Below are 16,984 nucleotides of genomic sequence, written 5' to 3' on the forward strand. Positions count from 1 at the left end.
TGTCTTATTGATTAAAATATTGTAGTTGAAATGTGCTTTCTAAATAATTTACTAATGTTGTTTGTGCTTCCAATTCTGATTGAATGGCTTCTTTAATCAACTGCGTAAATGCAGTATAATCAATTTCGCCTTCTCTATATGCTAGTAATGCACCTGTTTTTTGCTCTTTTGTTAATGGCAATACTTGGTCTTTGTAAAACTCCCAAGATGTTTTCCATTTGATATAATTTTCTTTAGCCTGAACAAACCTTGATTTTATTGCTTGTTTTTTGAACGCTACATTGGTTTCGGCTATTTCTTTATCAATTCTGGCACTTTTAACTTGAGCTTTGTTAGAACCTGATAAAAACGGAATGGAAATTCCTGCTTGATACGTGTAAAATCCTGAATTACCATTTACTTTTTGTAAACCACCTTGAAAATTGAACTTTGGCAAATTATCTGTTTTTGCAGCTTTGTATTTGGCTTCAGCTTCATCTACAATATTCTGTGACATACTGTAAAGCGGATGGCTTTCAACATCAAACGTTTTCATCTCCATATCTACAGTTACATCAAATTCATCTGAAACTGTAAAAATTTCTTCTGATACCAACCACAAATTGAATTGCTGTAAGGCAATAAGATAATCACTATAGGCTTGTACTTTTTTATTTTGAATTTGAAACGCTTGATTTTTTGCTGCTGAATATTCTAATTTAGAAATGGCTTCGACTTCATAATTTAAAGCTACTGCTTGTTCAAATTTGGAATAAATGGAATCTAATTCTTTATACAAATGATAGTTTCGCTTCATTTGATAGCATTTTGACCAAGCCTTTTTTACTTCTAATTCTAATTCCAATTCGGAAAGTTGAAAGGCTTTTTGAGCCAATAGTATCCGTTGTTCTTGTAGCTTCTTTTTAGAACCAATACCAAATACATCAATATTAGATTGACCAACACCAATGGTTGTATAAATGCCATTACCATTATCAATTTCTTCTCCACCAGTAAAAATTTGAGTAGTACCAAAATCATAGGCAGTCGCTTTTAATTGTTCTTGTTTAGTGATTTCCAATTGCTGTTGTTTGAGCATTGGATAATTACTTTTTGAGAGTTTTATAGCTTCCTGTAATGAAATTTCGGGAATTGTATCGTTTATCTCTTGTGCATTACTTTGTGTTGTAAAACCGAATAGTAATAATACCATAGCAGACGCTGTTACTAACTTTTTATTCGGTTTAAACCTAAATGATTTATTTTCTACCCAATGGTATAAAATAGGTAACACAAATAGTGTTAGTAAAGTTGAAGTTAATAACCCACCAATTACCACAGTAGCCAATGGACGTTGTACTTCTGCACCTGCTGATGATGAAATCGCCATTGGTAGAAAGCCTAATACATCTGTAAAAGCGGTTAGCATAATAGGCCTGATTCTTCGTTTAGTACCTTCAACAATTCTATCTTTTAGATTGGTAACACCTTCTTCCTTTAATTCGTTGAGGCCACTTATCATTACTAAACCATTTAATACCGCAACACCAAATAACACAATAAAACCAACACCTGCCGAAATACTAAATGGCATATCACGCAACCATAAGGCTACTACACCACCAATAGTTGCCATTGGAATGGCTATATAAATCATTAAGGTTTGTGGTAAGGACTTTAAAGCAAAGTAAATCAATATAAAAATGAGCAACAATGCAATAGGTACAACGGTTTGTAAACGGTTGCTGGCACGTTCCAGATTTTCAAATGCACCACCATATCGAATAAAATAACCTGATGGTAATTCCAATTGTGCATCTAATTTTGATTTTATTTCAGTTACCAAAGATTTTACATCACGACCTCTTACATTAATGCCAACATAGGTTCTTCTATTGGTATTGTCTCTACTGATTTGCATTGGTCCTGCTTTGTAGCTTATATCAGCAATTTCACGTAACGGAATTTGAGTACCAGAAGGTAAATTAATGTACAGGTTTTGAACATCTGAAATATCTTTTCGGTTTTGAGAACTTAAACGCACCACTAAATCGAAGCGTTTTTCACCTTCAAAAATCACACCTGCTGTACCACCTGCAAATGCAGATTGTACGGTTTGATTCAGTGTATTTATTTGAAGTCCGTATTGTGCCAATTTGTTCCTATTGTAATTAATGGTCATTTGTGGCAAACCTGTTGTGGCTTCCGCTTTCATATCTCCAATACCTTCTGTACCTGCAATAATTTTAGATATTTCTTCGGCTTTTTGGGATAAGATGTCAATTTCTTCACCATAGAGTTTTATGGCAATATCTTCACGAACACCTTCAAGTAACTCATTAAAACGCATTTCAATAGGTTGGGTAAACTCATAATTAACACCAGGAACGATTTCAACCGCTTCTTTTATTTTCTCAATCAATTCATCCTTTGCTTCTGCTGATGTCCATTCGCTTTTAGGTTTCAGAATCACAAAAACATCTGCTAAATCCATTGGCATTGGGTCGGTTGGTATTTCGGCAACGCCTATACGACTGACTATTTTTTCGACTTCTGGAAATTTGGCTTTTACTATTTGTTCTATTTTGGTAGTGGTCTCAATAGTTTCTGTAAGTGAACTACCTGGTTTTAAAATAGCGTGAAATGCAATATCACCTTCATCGAGTTGTGGGATAAACTCGCCACCCATTCTTGAAAACATAAAAACCGTTATCCCGAACAGCACAACTGCAATACCAATTACCCATTTACCTTTTCGCAATGCTCTAACCAATAAAGGTTGGTATTTATCTTCAACCCAATGCACAAATCGGTCTCCATAGGATTTTTTATCATTTATAGGTGCTCTTAAAACTAAAGCAGACATCATTGGTACATACGTTAAACAAAGTACCATTGCACCAATCATAGCGAAAATAAAGGTCAGTGCCATTGGTTTAAACATCTTTCCTTCTATACCTTGTAAGGCTAAAATGGGTAGAAAAACAATAAGGATAATCAACTGTCCAAAAAACGCAGCATTCATCATCTTTTTTGAAGCATTAGAAGCAACTTTATCTCGTTCTTTGGATGTTAGTTGTTTCTTTTTTAGTACTTGTGATGCAATTAGAAATACTGTACTTTCTACAATAATTACAGCTCCATCTACAATAATTCCGAAATCTATTGCACCCAAACTCATTAAGTTTACCCAAACATCAAAAACGTTCATTAAGATAAAAGCAAACAATAAGGATAATGGTATGGTTGAAGCGACAATTAAACCACCTCGCCAATTACCCAATAAGAAGATAAGGACAAAAATTACTATTAATGCACCTTCGATAAGATTTGTGGTTACAGTAGAAGTTGTTTCTGCTATTAACTTACTTCGGTCTAACAAAGGTTCGATGATTACACCTTCTGGTAATGACTTTTCTATTTGAGCCATTCGCTCTTTTACATTTGCGATAACATCATTGGAATTAGCACCTTTTAGCATCATCACCAAACCACCTACAACTTCGCCTTCACCATCTTGGGTTAATGCACCATAACGTATTGCAGAACCGAATTGTACCGTAGCAATATCTCCAATAGTTACGGGAATATTATTAATATTCTTGACTGTGATTTTTTTAATGTCATCTAAACTGCGTACCAGGCCTTCACCACGAATAAAATTTGCCTGATGGTTTTTTTCAATATATGCACCACCTGTGTTTTGATTATTGGCTTCAAGTGCATTAAACACATCGGTAATGGTTAAACCAATAGCGTTTAAATCGTTTGGGTCAACCGCTACTTCGTATTGTTTAATTTTCCCACCTATTGCGTTTACCTCAACCACACCTTCTACCATTGCCATTTGACGCTGTACAATCCAATCTTGTATTGAGCGTAAATCTGCAATGTTGTATTTGTCTTTATACTCTGGTGCTACTTTTAAGGTGTATTGATAAATCTCACCTAAACCTGTGGAAATAGGACCCATAGTCGGTTCTCCAAAACCAGCAGGAATTTGTTCTTTGACTTCGTTTAGTTTTTCGGCTACTAATTGGCGTGGTAGATAAGTTCCCATATCATCATCAAACACAATGGTAACCACAGATAAGCCAAAACGTGAAATAGAACGAATTTCCTGAACATCGGGAAGATTGCTCATTGCCACCTCAATAGGATAGGTTACAATCTGTTCAATATCTTCTGTACCTAAATTGGGTGCTTGCGTAATAACCTGTACTTGGTTGTTAGTAATGTCTGGAACAGCATCGATTGGTACTTTGGTCATACTCCAAATACCTGCTCCAATTATGGTAAGCGTAAGCAAACCAATAATGAATTTGTTATTGATTGAAAAATCAATGATTTTATTAATCATATAAAATGTATTAATTCAGTTAAACTATTCGATACAATTCTGATATAAGAAATAGAATTACACGAAATGATAAGAACCTTTTAGGTTCAAAATTGGATATAGTTATCCTTTAAAAAAACTGAATTATACTTTAGGGGGTTGGAAAAGTGATTCCAAATATCTGGAAGTGAAGTCTACTTTATGTAAATTATACTGTTTTTTCTCTTCAAATTTTAGTTGCTTGGTTAAAGCCAAATTATTGTTCGCAATAATTAATACCAAAGGGTGACAACACTGATTATGGGAATGGACTGGTGTATTCTCCTTTTCTGGGTTATGATGATGTTCTTCATTTTTAGCATCGCTGTCAATGTAGTCTTCAACTAAATATTCAAAGAAAGAGTCGCCATAAACTTTATGGTTTTGATAATGGGTAATTACATTTGAAATTTCTTTAATTGGGCCACAAAAGTCCATATCTATGCTTATCCCTTGAAAAAAGAATAAAATAGACATTGATATGGAAACAATTATTTTCATATAATTTAGACAAATATACAAATTAATCAATGCACAAGTTGTGCAAATAAATTGATTGGTAAATTATAAAAACCATAAAGCATTTTTTGCATTATCTGGAACACCATTATTAAAGCGTGGTGCTATTTGTGCAACCATTTCAGGATATTTTATGGTAATTGGTACATTTTGTTGTCGTAGTGATTTCCAGTATAGTCTGCTAAACTGATATACTTGCGTTAATAATTCTAATACTACATTTGCATCTTCAAAAGCATCTTCATCTGGACTGCTTATTTTAATTTTTATTGGAAATGGATAACCATCTGTATCTGCATAGCGTTGTGAATTGGGATAACGTGCGTTGTTAAACAACAGAAATTGGTTTTCACTAATACGTATGTATGTACCACTAACTGGCATTAATTTTTTATTCCAATTAAGGTCGTAAGCAATAATATCTTCCGCTTCGGTTTTATTGATATTAAGAATGTATAAAGGCACTTTTAAGCCTAATGAATGCATCCCACTTATAATGGGTTTTAACTCTTCGTAACTCATTTCCTTGTAAAAATGAATGACCACTTTATCTGCTTCTGCAACCGATGTAAAATCCCTAATGGCTTTACAGATACTACCTGCTAACAGGTCTGTTTCTGTTTGGTCGAAATATTCAAACTTTCTAAATAAGCCATTATTTTGAAAACTAAAGGCACTTGCAATATAACGTCTGTTCTCGCCTTGATTGGTAAATGCTCCAACACCTATTACTAATTCTTTTTTATCGGTTACTGCCAACTTCCACGGTGCACCGCCTAATTTAGCGTGTATAGCCAATGCCATATTTTGTAACGAGAATTGAAAATTGTATTGGTTTTCTATATTCTCAACCATCTTATGATAATCTACCACTTGGGTTACTATGCCTTCGTTTAAGAACAGTTCTTTGATTTGAATATAGATGTCGCGGTCTTCTGGATTTGGCGTGAACTTATCAAAAGGACTTAAATAAAATGCTGCATAGCGCACAGTATCGTGGTCGAAAGATAATTTTTCTAACTGCTCTGTAATTTCTGGTATTGGGTCGTTTTGGTTAGTGAACTCAATGAAATGTTCTTTAGAAGTTGCAGCCTTAATATTTACGTAATCTTCAATCCCTTTGAAATACTTTTTTTGAGAGGTAACACCAGATTTAAGGTTGTTATAAAAGGATTTAATGGCTTCTTTATGAGAGGTATGGTACACAAAGAAAAACTTAATGTTTTGATTATTTGGTCTCTTATAAGGATTTAGGTTATTCATTGCCAATTTAGGCACTAAATGCGTTTTTTTATTGCCATATTGGTCTTTGCCAAATTCCAGCAAACCCAATCGTGGGTCTATATGATTTATGCGGTTACGTGGTACATCTATAAATGCATCATCTTTAAATGGAAATATGGCTTTAAAGTCTTCGGTAAATAAGTAGTTTTTCGCAAAGTTGTTGATGAGTGCCACATACTTTTGGTATTTGTTGGCTTGACGTACTGGTTCTTCAATAGGAATATCCAAAGCTCTTGCCAATGGTAAACTAAAAATTGGAAATGCTTTGTCAAATTCTATAGCATTATAAAATTCTTCCTTTTCCTCTGTGTCGAGGTTCATTTGATAGTTGATTGTTTTTTGACCATAAACACAACGTCTAATTAACTCTGTTTCCTCAATATCCTTAACTGACTTTGTGAGGACTTTTGATGTACCATCAAACGACACAATAAGTTCTGGTAAGTCGGTAAGTTTAGCAAACTGAATTTTAAACGAGAATTTGTAATATAGGTTATAATGTTCTGTATTTCCTTTAAGTGATGGTATCCACACTTGCACATCGCCTACAAAGTTTTTGACAACTATATAATCTTTTGATTGAAAATAGCTTCTTAACTGATGCTTCAAATATTGCTTATAGATTCTTAATTCTCTACCATTAACCAAATTAATTTTTATGCTTGGTGCATTCGGTATTTGATTAGTAAAGGTTGTAAATATTTGGTCTGTATTGGATAAGTCTATATCTGGAAACGCCTCTTTAATCTGCCTTGAAAACTTTGATTTATGGATTGGGTGACTGCCTTCTATATCTTCTAAAGAAAAGAAAAATGTAGGTGCGCTATTAGGCCATTTAAAGTTTAGTATGTTGGTTTTGAGATGTTCCATAGATAATTTCTTTAGTAGTTACATAAACCCTATTTAAATTGTTCTGTTATTAATAATCCTTTTTCAATTACAGTAGCAACATCGTTACTGTTTTTTGCTTGTGCATTTAGAGAGCCTAAAACTTTTAAGCTTTCTTCTGTTTGGTAATCAATAGCTTGTTTAAAAAAAACTTCAATAGCTTGTTCTATTCTGTTTTTTAAGGTTTTAAGTTCTTTTTGATAGTTGTCTTTTTCTTCTGCTCTGGTAAGGGAATAATATTCGCCTTTTGAAGGTCTTTTAATTCTTTTATCCAATTTGTATGCTCTATTTAAAAATGCTTCTAAACGCATTGCAATCATTTCTTGTGTTGCCATATCTTAACTGTTTTCTATAATGTCTCGTTCTTCTTGTGTTAAATCATATAAATCGTACACCATAGTATCTATTGTTTCTTCTCTTTGGGTGATTTGGGTTTTTAACTCTTGGGCTTTTTTCTTGTTGTCCTCAAAGAGTTCTAACCACTCAAACTCGTCTTTTTTGGTCAATGGTGTGCCACCTGCTTTTTTAATGGCTTTGTTGAGTTCTTTTATAAAGTCTGCAAAGTCTAACTCGTGCCAGTTTTCGAGTTTGCGAGTTAGTTTTTCAATTTGTGTACTTACTGAAAAGTACTTTATAAACTTATTAGTATAATCATTCAATTCTTTGTTTAAATCAAGTAATGAAACGACTAATTTTTTAAATTTTTCTTGTTCCTCAACAGTTATTTTTTTTACTGGTATTGTTCTAATGTCAGATAAGGTTAATTGAGAAAAATCATCCTTTGAAGCAGTCGTTGAGCCTTTAGTTTTCATAAATGAAAATAACTTACTATTGATTAAAGCCAATAAGTAATGTATTTCGTAATTATCATTTGTTATTTTAAGATTATAAATATCTTTTTTATTGACAAACTCATCACTTACAAGTGAAGCCATAATTCTAAATTGTCTATTTATTAATCTGCGTATAATTATTCTTTCATCTTGGAAAAAAGAATAATCTTTTGGCTTCTCTCTTAAATTATCGCTGTAATGTACCCAAGAAAATTCTTCAGACTTCTGATACCTTCCCAAATATCCAGTAAAGTATTTTTTATACCCTTCAATATAATCATCACTAACATCATCTGAATTTGGTAAAATCCCTCTTATGGAATCACTAATATCATCGAGAGTAATTGTGTCTTTAACTATTTTTGGTTGAAGAGTGTAGAAAAAAGGATTTAAAACAACTTTTAAAGAATCCAATTGCATCCAAAACTTGGATGGAAGCAATAATAAATTTCTTTCTTCAATTAAACTGGTATCGAATTTTTCACGGGCTCCAAACTCTAATACTCTTGAGTAATATTCTTCTGATTTTTCATTATTGAATACATAAATACCTGTATCAACATAGGCATCTTTAAAAACATCATAAGGAAGTTTAATACCTATTTCTAATTTCAAATTTGAGGCAATAAACTTTCTTGTACTATTATATTTATCACCTGTTTGCCACGAAACAGGAATTATGTAGCTACTATAAGAAGATTCTTTTGTAATTCTACTTGCTAATTCTATGAATGAAGTATAAATATCAAAATTTGATTGAAAACTAATAAAATTGTTAGTTATATATTCTCTAACGGATTCAGACAATTTAGCACCATAAGGTGGATTCCCAATCACTACATCAAAACCACCTTTATCAAATATCTGCGAGAATTGTTCTTGCCAATTAAAGGCTTTATTGCCTGCAATGGTCTTACTATCTATAAGGCTATTACCACATTTAATATTGTTACTTAAATCGTTGAGTTTTCTGCGTGGTTGCGCTGTACGTAACCAAAGCGATAGTTTGGCAATTTCTACCGATTCTTCGTTTAGGTCCACACCATAAATGTTGTTTTCTAAAATGGTGTTTTCTATATCGCTTAATATTAAGCCACCACCTAATACTTTAGATTTCAACTCATCTATGTAACGATGTTCTTTAATTAAAAAATCTAATGCTTGGTTTAAAAATGCTCCAGAGCCACAAGCTGGGTCGCATATCGTAATTTGTAATAACCATCCACGATAGGTATCTAATACCACTATTAACTCTTTTTTAGTGCTTTGGTGTGTGCCTCGTTTAACCTCAAAATAGGCTTCTTCCTTAAAGCCTAATGTTTTCTTTTTTTCTTGGCAGAGTTTACCAACGGTGTTTTCTACAATGTATTTGGTAATGTATTTTGGGGTATAGAATACGCCATCTTTTTTACGTTTACTCTTTTGCTTATCGAACTCGCCACCTTCAATTTCGGCATTGACGCTTTCAATCTCGTTGAGTGAGTTTTCAAAGATGTGTCCTAAAATATTAACATCTACCTGACTGCTAAAATCGTATTTAGCCAGTTTGTAGGTGTGTTTGTAGAGTAAGTCATCATCGATTTCCAAACTATCGAGAATAGCATCTGGTTTAAAGAGTCCGCCATTGTAGGCATAGATTTCTGCTCTTGATGTTGTGCCTTTTCTGCCTTCATCTAAAAAATGAAAGTATTGTTTAAAGAGGTTGTATAGTGGACGTTCGTCACCAAAATCGATATCGGCTTTCCACTTATCCAGAATTTGAATGGTTGAGTTTGGTGGTAGTAAATCTCTATCTTCTGCAAAGAATATGAACAGGAAACGGTCTATTAGTTTCTGTGATTTTTTGAACAGGGAAAGTTTGACGTTTTTTTCGAGGGATTTATTCTCGTTGACGTTGTTTTCTTCAAGAGATTGCCGCGCTTCGCTCGCAATGACAGCATCACTTTTTATACGTTTGGCATTTCGTTTTACGAGGTCTCTAAAGAGTTCGCGTTTAAATACCGAATAGTCGTTGTAAAACTGTTTGGTGATTTTATCTTCTTCTACTAAAGAGGCTTCTTTAATAGTTAGTGGTAGGTTATTAAGAATATTGTCTTTTTGTAAACAGAGATACAATAAACCAAATTCTTCTGGTGCTAATTGAAAGAGATTGAACTCTAAAAATTCTGTAGCATCGTTGATGTAAAACCTCAACTTTTCAAAATTGGATGTAATAATATAAACACAGCCTTTTTGGTTGGCTTTATAGTCGAACGCTTGTTTACGAATGCTTTCTAAATCTTTGGTATTGGTTCCCTTGAGTTCAATAACACCAATGGCTTTAGCTTCTTTTAAAATAGCGCCATCTGCCTTACCTGCTCCTTTTTGGTTTTTAAACTCGGTAGTAATATTAAAGTCTGGTTTTGGGTTCAGCGTATAATCCAAGACATTTACAAACAACTCATCCAGAAACTTTGCCTGGTATTGTTCTTCTTTAGAGTTTTTAATATTCTCCTGAATGGTAACATTGTGAAAATACTTGGTGTATTTTTTATAGGCACGCTCTACTACTGAAGCATCTTGTTGCGCCAAATAGGTTTTTAATACTGATGTTTGAAATAATGCCATTTAGAAGCTATTGTTTTTTGTTGGTTAAGTTCTTAATTTCCTGCTCTGCTTTTTTGAGGATTTCCGTACTGTTGGATTCATCCTTAATCATATTGACAATTTTATCTGCCATCCAAAGGTTTAGCAATTCATCTTTATTTTTATTTAAAACTTTTGCTAAATCTTCTACTTGTTCACGTCTTGCAGTACGATTGCCTCGCTCTATTTTGCTTAAATAGGCTACATCCATATTTAGGTTTGCAGCCATTTCACGCAGCAGCATATTGCGCTTTTCGCGTAATGAACGTATGTACTCTCCAAACTCCATAATAGAATTATTTAGACTTGTCAATATTTGTCTAATTTAAGAAAAGGAAAGAAAGAAGTAAGAAAAAGATATAAACAGTTATTAACAGCAAATGAGGAAGTTAAGGATTTGAGGAAATCATTTAACTTATATCCTATAATCCTTAAAATCCTTAATTACTCTTTTGTAGTATTTGAATATACATTGTGAGCTTCACGATGTATTAATCCAGCCTCTACAAATTTGGTAATGTAACCTTCTGCTGTTTTATGTGGTATGCTCTGTTTGGATGCCAAGTCTAAATAATCTTGTCGGTTAAACTGCTTTGGCAAATGCTCTAAAAAGCGTTCTTTTCTATTTAGTCGTTTCGTAGTTTTTTGCTCAATAGGTAAATCGTTGAACACTTTACTACTATGCTTAACTAAAATTGAAATAATGGTTAAAGCATTTTCAAAGTCCACATCTTCACATTCTTTAGTTGCATTAACATCGCCATCTTCCATAATGCGAAAAACGGTAAATAGCATCATTATTCTAAATGCAATTAATCCTAATCGTCTAATGGTTGCAATATACTCTTCGGGTTGCAGGTTAATGTATTTGGTCTGTAAGGATTCGAAAAATATATTGAATTGCTCTTGTTGTGATTTGGTTAGTTGTACTTCAATCTCTGGATTGTTTTTAAGTGTTTTATACAAGCCTAAAAACTCATTACCCAATTGATTATAGTAATCATCTAAACTTATATTATTGTTGTTTTGAAATACATTTTTCCAAGTTGGTTTTATATTCATATAATAGAACATAAAACGACTAAATAAACCATTTTCAGCATTAGGTATTAATGTTGCTACTTGTTTTGGTGTGCCAGACAATACAGTAGATAAACACGGTTTTTCAATATCTACATATTCTCTATCGGTTCTACGATAATAGCTTATAGTTTCGTGATGAAAGGCTTTACGAAATCCATCGGAATAATTACCATAATCGCTTTTAAAGGCTTGTGCTAACGTGTCGCCTTCGGTTTCAAAAATTAATCCTCTACCTTCATTATCTGAAATTAATTGATAGACTCCTGTTACACTATTATTAGCAGGAATAAACAGCATTCTTTCAGGTGGTTTGCTTGGTTTCTCTAAATTTTCATCTTTTCCTTTATTCATATTATAAGTAGCTGTTTCCGTTTGGAATTGCTGCTTTAATACTTTGGCTTGTTCTCTTTTTAATTTATGCACAGGGTCTACCAAATTTTTAATTTGGTTAAGTCTGCCTTTACCTGCAGAAGCAGGTGCAGTTACGAATAAGTATAAATTACCATACACCTTACGCTGGTCATAGATTCCAAATAATTTTGGGAAGCAGGCACTAAAAGCTGTTAAAGCACCCAATAATAAAATGTCCTTTTCTTCTTGACTGCTCGCAGGATTTACAACTTGTTGTAAAAATTGTGGAAGTGAATTATATACCTTTTCTGGAATAGTAGGCATAGATTCTTGTTGCTTTTCCTCTTTTTGTTCTGGTATTATCGTTTCGGTTTTTGGTACTCTTATACCTGCTTGGTGTGCGTGATGATAAAAGGTTGCAATTGTGATTCCGTGTCCTTTTGCTTTTAGACATTTATTAAATTGCTCGTCACATTCTTTAGTTTCATAACCTACATAGGCTTTACTAATTCTGTGATAATAATCTCTACCTATTTCTCCATATTCTTCAGCTAATGCGAAACCTAAATCTCGCCAAATAGCATAATTGCCAGTTATATCAATACCTGCCTGTTCGATAGCGGTTATATAGGATTCTATATCGTTATTAGCAACAGCAACAACGTGAGTTGTTGCTTTGTTGCTTGTTGGTTGTTGATGCTCTTTTGGAACCTCTAACCATTCTTTTGGATTAAATATTTTGCTCATAATGCTTGATGTCTTTTATGTAAAAAGGCTGTTGGGTCGTATGGTAAAAAACACGCTCTGGAAACGTCTTTACCGGACTGGTCAACCTCAATGTTATAGGTGTGATTAATGTAATTTGCTACTGCTGTAAAGTATTCTGAATGTGATGTTTCGGAAATATCTATCCGAATAATCCATTTTAAACCATCGCCAGATGGCGAAATAAATAGCATTTCGGTTTCAAAATATTCATCGTTTAATAATTGTTCTTTAAACTTTTGAATATTTTCTAAATGGTCGAAATCTATTGTTAGCAAATTGGAATGTTGTAACAAATTTTTATCGTTACGTTTTTCAAATGTTCCTGAAAAGGTGACGTAATCAAAGCGATTCGCTTTAAATTTACGTGCCTCTTTTACATCTGTTATTGCTCTTAACTCTTTGGTAATCGCTTTGTATTTATCACTTGTGATTAATGCAAATATTTGATGCAGTCGCATTGTTTCCGCAGGAAACACATTGCGAACAGGTGCTTTGAAAAAGCTACAGTAAGCATACCAGGTATCGTCTGGTTCGTTTAACCATTCTAACTCGTTATTTTCCTTGATTTCTAATTTTAGATGTAGTGCTTCATTTATTTTCTGCAATAATTCTGCTTCATCAATGGTTTTAAAATGATATTGTACAAATTCAAATACATCACCTTTAAAAGTTTCAATTTCGGTATCTCTATGGGTTGCAATCACTCCATCAATATGAATCCTTAAAGTTTCTTTTCCACCATTAAATGGGTTACGAGTTATCCCGCAGTCCCTTCCTTTTACAGAAAGGACTGTTGTATCAGGATAATACTGTCTTAACACGTAGGCATAAATCTTTAAACCATAATGTGTTTTATCTAAAATTGCTTCTCTACTTATCTCCATTGTACTTGAAATTATGGTTGTAGTAGTTGTCTTGAAGCAATTGCTCTATATCAGCAACTTTGTAATAGAACTTGCCTTTTATTTTACTGTAAGACAATATTCCGTTAGTTCTAAAAGTTTGTAAAGTTCGCTTACTAATGTGTAAGGTCTGCAATACATCTTGATTGTCTATCCACGTATCTTTTAAGACTTCTGCTCTCGATTGTCGTAACAATTCGATACGTGTTTTTAAGTCCTTTATTTCTTGAGAGAGTGCCAAGAGTAAATCGATTATTTCTGTCATAACTTTACCGCTCCTTTCTTAATTAGGTAATCGGCAGCTTGCTGTTCGATTTCGTCTTGTGAGTCCACACGGTTACTTAACAACCATTGTTCTAACTCTACACGATTAAAATAAATTTTCTTACCATTCGGTTTGTAATGTGGAATGGTTCCTGTACTTGTAAGTTTGTATAAATGGGATTGTGATAATTCCAAAAACCTACACGCTTCGTTAAAGCTCAATACGTTTTTTACAATAATGTTTCTGTCTAAAACGTGTTCTTCAATAATTTTGAGACGTTCTAATATTTCGTCCATAACTAATAATTTTAATATAGTAAATGGACATCTGGCCAAATGTCATTCTTGTATTTCAAGAACAGGACAAAGGTTTAAAATTGGCTCGCCGATTTTAGTAAGAGTGTAAAACAAGGGTAAGACAACAGTAAGGTTTCTTACTATTCTTACTGTTTTTTATTGCAGTTGTTGGATGATTTTATCTATTTCTTCCTTTTCTTTTGGATTGTGCACTTTGTTTTTATGAAGATTATTTGCTTTAAGTGGTGTATTTGTTTTGGTTATAAATTTTCCAGAACGCTCAATTGCTGTAGGATTAAAACCATTGAAAAATGGTTTTAGCTTTGTTACCAAGTAACTAAACTGTGTTGTTTCGCATTGAAGATAGATTTGCGATTCTGTATCTTTAAAATCTTTTGCTATTAATAGCTTGTGTAACTGTTCAACTGTTGTTCGGTTATCTAATACATCTATTTTTAAATTTAGTAGCTTTAGTACAGTTAATAAGGTTGAGGTGTCTTTGTTTTTATAACCAAATGAGGTTTTTGGTTTCGATGTAACTTTCGGTGCTTTTTTAGTAACTGTTTTATTACTGTTCGTTTTTTCTATTTGGTTAACATCAAACGTGGTGTCATTAAAATACTTTTCAGCTATTTCTAAAATTGTGAAGTTTGTGTTTTCTGAAAATTGTCCATATTGTTCTTGCAGTTCAGTATATAATCGTATTACAGAAACTTTTAAGTAGTTTATGATATAATTATCATCGTCACTTAAATCTGCTGTTATTCCTCTTTTATCTATAAAACTTGCAATGTCATTTAAGTACTTGTCAAATTTATTAAGTAGAATAGTAAAGCTGTATTTATTTTCTGGAATTGTAGCATTTTTAGGAAATTCTATTTCAAATGATACTAATGTCTTTTCCGTTTCATTATATATTAGCTTTTGGTAGTATTCTTTTTTAGCATTTAAAGGCTTTTTAAAGTTTACTTTAAAAACTGCTTTATTAGCTTTTGGATTCATTTTAAAATCAGATAATAAATATTTAAAATCCTTTTCCTGTCTATTATCTCTATGTAAGCCATTGGTTATAGAAACCAAACTTGAAAATATACTTGCTTTCATTATAAATCCAGTTGAATACGGTTAGCAGCTTCTTTCTTTTTATCGTCAATTACTTTGGCATAAATCTGTGTTGTTCTTAACTCTTTATGACCTAATAATTTTGATACAGTATATATGTCTGTTCCTAAAGTAAGCTGTAAAGTAGCGTAAGTATGGCGCGCACAATGGAACGTGATATTCTTTGTAATACCTGCTTTCATCATCCATTGTTGTAATTTTAAGTTAGACCAGGCACTATAATGTAAACCATCAAAAACTTTTTCTTCAAGTTTACCTTCATCGCCTAACAACTTTCTTGCTTGTTCTGATATTGGTAAGGTTTCTACACCTTTGGTTTTCTTTTGCCTAAATCGGATATAATATCCCATTTCTTTTGAGTGCTGGATTTCTGACCAGATTAGTTTTTCAATATCAGACCAGCGCAATCCGGTTAAAGCTGAAAAAATAAAGGCATTTTTTAGAATAGGTAATTCGCATTTTGTATTTACTGCTTTTTGTAATTCATCAAGTGTTAAAAATTCTCGTTGAGGTTCGCCTTGTTTAAAATACTCTACACCATTAGCAGGATTTACTTTTAAAATACCATCTTTAACAGCTTGTTTAAGTGCTGCCGAAAATTTACCATAATATGAATATTTAGAATTTTGAGACAGTTTTTTACCTGCTCTACCTATTGCATCTTTATCTAAATACTCTTTGAAACGCTCAACAAACGATTTGTCTATATCTTGAAAACTAACATCAGTTGGACAAAAGGTTTTTAAATGTTTTAGCATACTATTCCAATTCCCATAATTGCCAGAGCTTGTATTTTTCTTTTCTGCTAAAGCTGTAATGTAAGTAATAAAACTGCCTTTCAACTTTTCAATATCTTGAAAGCCATAGATACCATTTTGAATTTCGATTTGTCGCTGTGCACAAATAGTTTCCGCCAATTGCTTGGTTTTCTTGTTGACTTCTCTTTCGGTTTTGGTTTTAGGGTTAACCGTAAGATATAAACGTAAATATTCTGTTTTGCGTTTACCCTTATGATAGTAATCTAAATACAAACTTATTTTGTCGTTCTTCTTGCGTTGTCTCAATGTTACTTTCATAGGATGCTAATTAAAAAGGTTTTCTATTTGCCATCTGGCTACAATACGTTTTCTGCCAAAAGGGACAGCTTTTAAACGTCCTTGTTGAATCATTCTTTGAATGGTCCATCTACTAACACCAATAAGTTGTGAGGCTTCTGTAACGCTTAAAAAATCCTTATTGTTTACAGCATTGGGATTGTGAACCTCAACCACTTCATTTTTTTGCTTCATATCCGCATCAAGAGTAGCTTGGATTTTGTCTTTGCGTTTTCTGGCCTTATAGGCTTTTTTAGCGCAAGTATCGCCACAGTATTTAGTTACTGTTGTACGTGCTGTAAACGCATTTCCGCAATGTTTACAAATTTTTGGGATGTATAAATTACTGCTCATAAATGGTGCTTTATGTAGCGTTATGGTGCAACGTGGTGCAACGTGGTGCGTTATGGTGCATCATTTCGCCAATATCTTCGCCAACAGAAATGGGCAACAAAACCGAATTTAAGGCAACAGATATACAACAAATTTAATCAAAAAAGAGCAAATAAACAACAAATAAAAGAAGATAAAAACTTATAAAGTCAACAATAACAAGGGATTAACAAATAAAAGAAAGTAAGTTACTTCCCGATACAA

Annotated in this window: 13 protein-coding genes; all 13 read right to left on the reverse strand. The window is 33.0% G+C overall.

Features of this window, described 5'->3' with window-relative positions; genetic code table 11:
• Positions 1–4: 4 nt before the first annotated feature.
• The 13 genes from ITJ86_RS16190 to ITJ86_RS16250 all read right to left on the reverse strand — a co-directional run bounded on the left by ITJ86_RS16190 (position 5) and on the right by ITJ86_RS16250 (position 16,741).
• Positions 5–4,339 (reverse strand): CusA/CzcA family heavy metal efflux RND transporter, encoded by a 4,335-nt coding sequence (locus ITJ86_RS16190; protein ID WP_195872701.1) that lies wholly within the window; start codon positions 4,337–4,339, stop codon positions 5–7.
• A gap of 123 nt (positions 4,340–4,462) precedes the next feature.
• Positions 4,463–4,858, reverse strand: a complete 396-nt coding sequence (locus ITJ86_RS16195) for a hypothetical protein (protein ID WP_230080330.1) — start codon at positions 4,856–4,858, stop codon at positions 4,463–4,465.
• 63 nt (positions 4,859–4,921) lie between these two features.
• Positions 4,922–7,030, reverse strand: coding sequence for a Piwi domain-containing protein (locus tag ITJ86_RS16200; protein WP_195872702.1), 2,109 nt, complete (start codon positions 7,028–7,030; stop codon positions 4,922–4,924).
• Positions 7,031–7,059: 29 nt separating this feature from the next.
• On the reverse strand, positions 7,060–7,383 hold the full coding sequence (locus ITJ86_RS16205; protein WP_195872703.1) for a hypothetical protein: 324 nt from the start codon (positions 7,381–7,383) through the stop codon (positions 7,060–7,062).
• Between the two features lie 3 nt (positions 7,384–7,386).
• The gene (locus tag ITJ86_RS16210; RefSeq protein WP_195872704.1) at positions 7,387–10,488 is read right to left on the reverse strand and encodes an Eco57I restriction-modification methylase domain-containing protein; all 3,102 of its coding nucleotides are present in this window, start codon (positions 10,486–10,488) and stop codon (positions 7,387–7,389) included.
• A gap of 7 nt (positions 10,489–10,495) precedes the next feature.
• Positions 10,496–10,795 (reverse strand): helix-turn-helix domain-containing protein, encoded by a 300-nt coding sequence (locus ITJ86_RS16215; RefSeq protein WP_195872705.1) that lies wholly within the window; start codon positions 10,793–10,795, stop codon positions 10,496–10,498.
• A gap of 155 nt (positions 10,796–10,950) precedes the next feature.
• A complete protein-coding gene (locus ITJ86_RS16220; RefSeq protein WP_195872706.1) occupies positions 10,951–12,687 on the reverse strand; it encodes a DUF3987 domain-containing protein in 1,737 nt (578 codons plus the stop codon).
• Entirely contained in the window at positions 12,684–13,592 is a 909-nt protein-coding gene (locus tag ITJ86_RS16225; protein ID WP_195872707.1) for a BT4734/BF3469 family protein, read from the reverse strand. Before ITJ86_RS16225 ends, ITJ86_RS16220 begins: the two co-directional genes overlap by 4 nt.
• On the reverse strand, positions 13,579–13,875 hold the full coding sequence (locus tag ITJ86_RS16230) for a helix-turn-helix domain-containing protein (RefSeq protein WP_195872708.1): 297 nt from the start codon (positions 13,873–13,875) through the stop codon (positions 13,579–13,581). Before ITJ86_RS16230 ends, ITJ86_RS16225 begins: the two co-directional genes overlap by 14 nt.
• Positions 13,872–14,171, reverse strand: coding sequence for a helix-turn-helix domain-containing protein (locus ITJ86_RS16235; protein ID WP_195872709.1), 300 nt, complete (start codon positions 14,169–14,171; stop codon positions 13,872–13,874). Before ITJ86_RS16235 ends, ITJ86_RS16230 begins: the two co-directional genes overlap by 4 nt.
• 156 nt (positions 14,172–14,327) lie before the next feature.
• On the reverse strand, positions 14,328–15,275 hold the full coding sequence (locus tag ITJ86_RS16240) for a DUF6617 family protein (RefSeq protein WP_195872710.1): 948 nt from the start codon (positions 15,273–15,275) through the stop codon (positions 14,328–14,330).
• Positions 15,275–16,369 carry a site-specific integrase gene (locus tag ITJ86_RS16245; RefSeq protein WP_195872711.1) on the reverse strand — a complete coding sequence of 365 codons (1,095 nt, stop codon included), beginning with the start codon at positions 16,367–16,369 and terminating at the stop codon, positions 15,275–15,277. The genes ITJ86_RS16240 and ITJ86_RS16245 overlap by 1 nt, the downstream gene beginning before the upstream one ends.
• 6 nt (positions 16,370–16,375) lie before the next feature.
• Complete coding sequence (locus ITJ86_RS16250; protein WP_195872712.1) at positions 16,376–16,741, reverse strand: helix-turn-helix domain-containing protein; 366 nt, start codon at positions 16,739–16,741, stop codon at positions 16,376–16,378.
• Between the last annotated feature and the right edge of the window lie 243 nt (positions 16,742–16,984).

Origin of the sequence: Winogradskyella marina (genome assembly GCF_015645385.1) — a bacterium.
Taxonomy (GTDB): domain Bacteria; phylum Bacteroidota; class Bacteroidia; order Flavobacteriales; family Flavobacteriaceae; genus Winogradskyella; species Winogradskyella marina.

Bases quoted from the DNA above. Each gene is read 5' to 3' on its own strand.
- ITJ86_RS16215 (WP_195872705.1), bottom strand. From the start codon at position 10,795: ATGGAGTTTGGAGAGTACATACGTTCATTACGCGAAAAGCGCAATATG.
- ITJ86_RS16195 (WP_230080330.1), bottom strand. From the start codon at position 4,858: ATGAAAATAATTGTTTCCATATCAATGTCTATTTTATTCTTTTTTCAA.
- ITJ86_RS16200 (WP_195872702.1), bottom strand. From the start codon at position 7,030: ATGGAACATCTCAAAACCAACATACTAAACTTTAAATGGCCTAATAGC.
- ITJ86_RS16230 (WP_195872708.1), bottom strand. From the start codon at position 13,875: ATGACAGAAATAATCGATTTACTCTTGGCACTCTCTCAAGAAATAAAG.
- ITJ86_RS16240 (WP_195872710.1), bottom strand. From the start codon at position 15,275: ATGAAAGCAAGTATATTTTCAAGTTTGGTTTCTATAACCAATGGCTTA.
- ITJ86_RS16225 (WP_195872707.1), bottom strand. From the start codon at position 13,592: ATGGAGATAAGTAGAGAAGCAATTTTAGATAAAACACATTATGGTTTA.
- ITJ86_RS16220 (WP_195872706.1), bottom strand. From the start codon at position 12,687: ATGAGCAAAATATTTAATCCAAAAGAATGGTTAGAGGTTCCAAAAGAG.
- ITJ86_RS16190 (WP_195872701.1), bottom strand. From the start codon at position 4,339: ATGATTAATAAAATCATTGATTTTTCAATCAATAACAAATTCATTATT.
- ITJ86_RS16250 (WP_195872712.1), bottom strand. From the start codon at position 16,741: ATGAGCAGTAATTTATACATCCCAAAAATTTGTAAACATTGCGGAAAT.
- ITJ86_RS16235 (WP_195872709.1), bottom strand. From the start codon at position 14,171: ATGGACGAAATATTAGAACGTCTCAAAATTATTGAAGAACACGTTTTA.
- ITJ86_RS16205 (WP_195872703.1), bottom strand. From the start codon at position 7,383: ATGGCAACACAAGAAATGATTGCAATGCGTTTAGAAGCATTTTTAAAT.
- ITJ86_RS16210 (WP_195872704.1), bottom strand. From the start codon at position 10,488: ATGGCATTATTTCAAACATCAGTATTAAAAACCTATTTGGCGCAACAA.
- ITJ86_RS16245 (WP_195872711.1), bottom strand. From the start codon at position 16,369: ATGAAAGTAACATTGAGACAACGCAAGAAGAACGACAAAATAAGTTTG.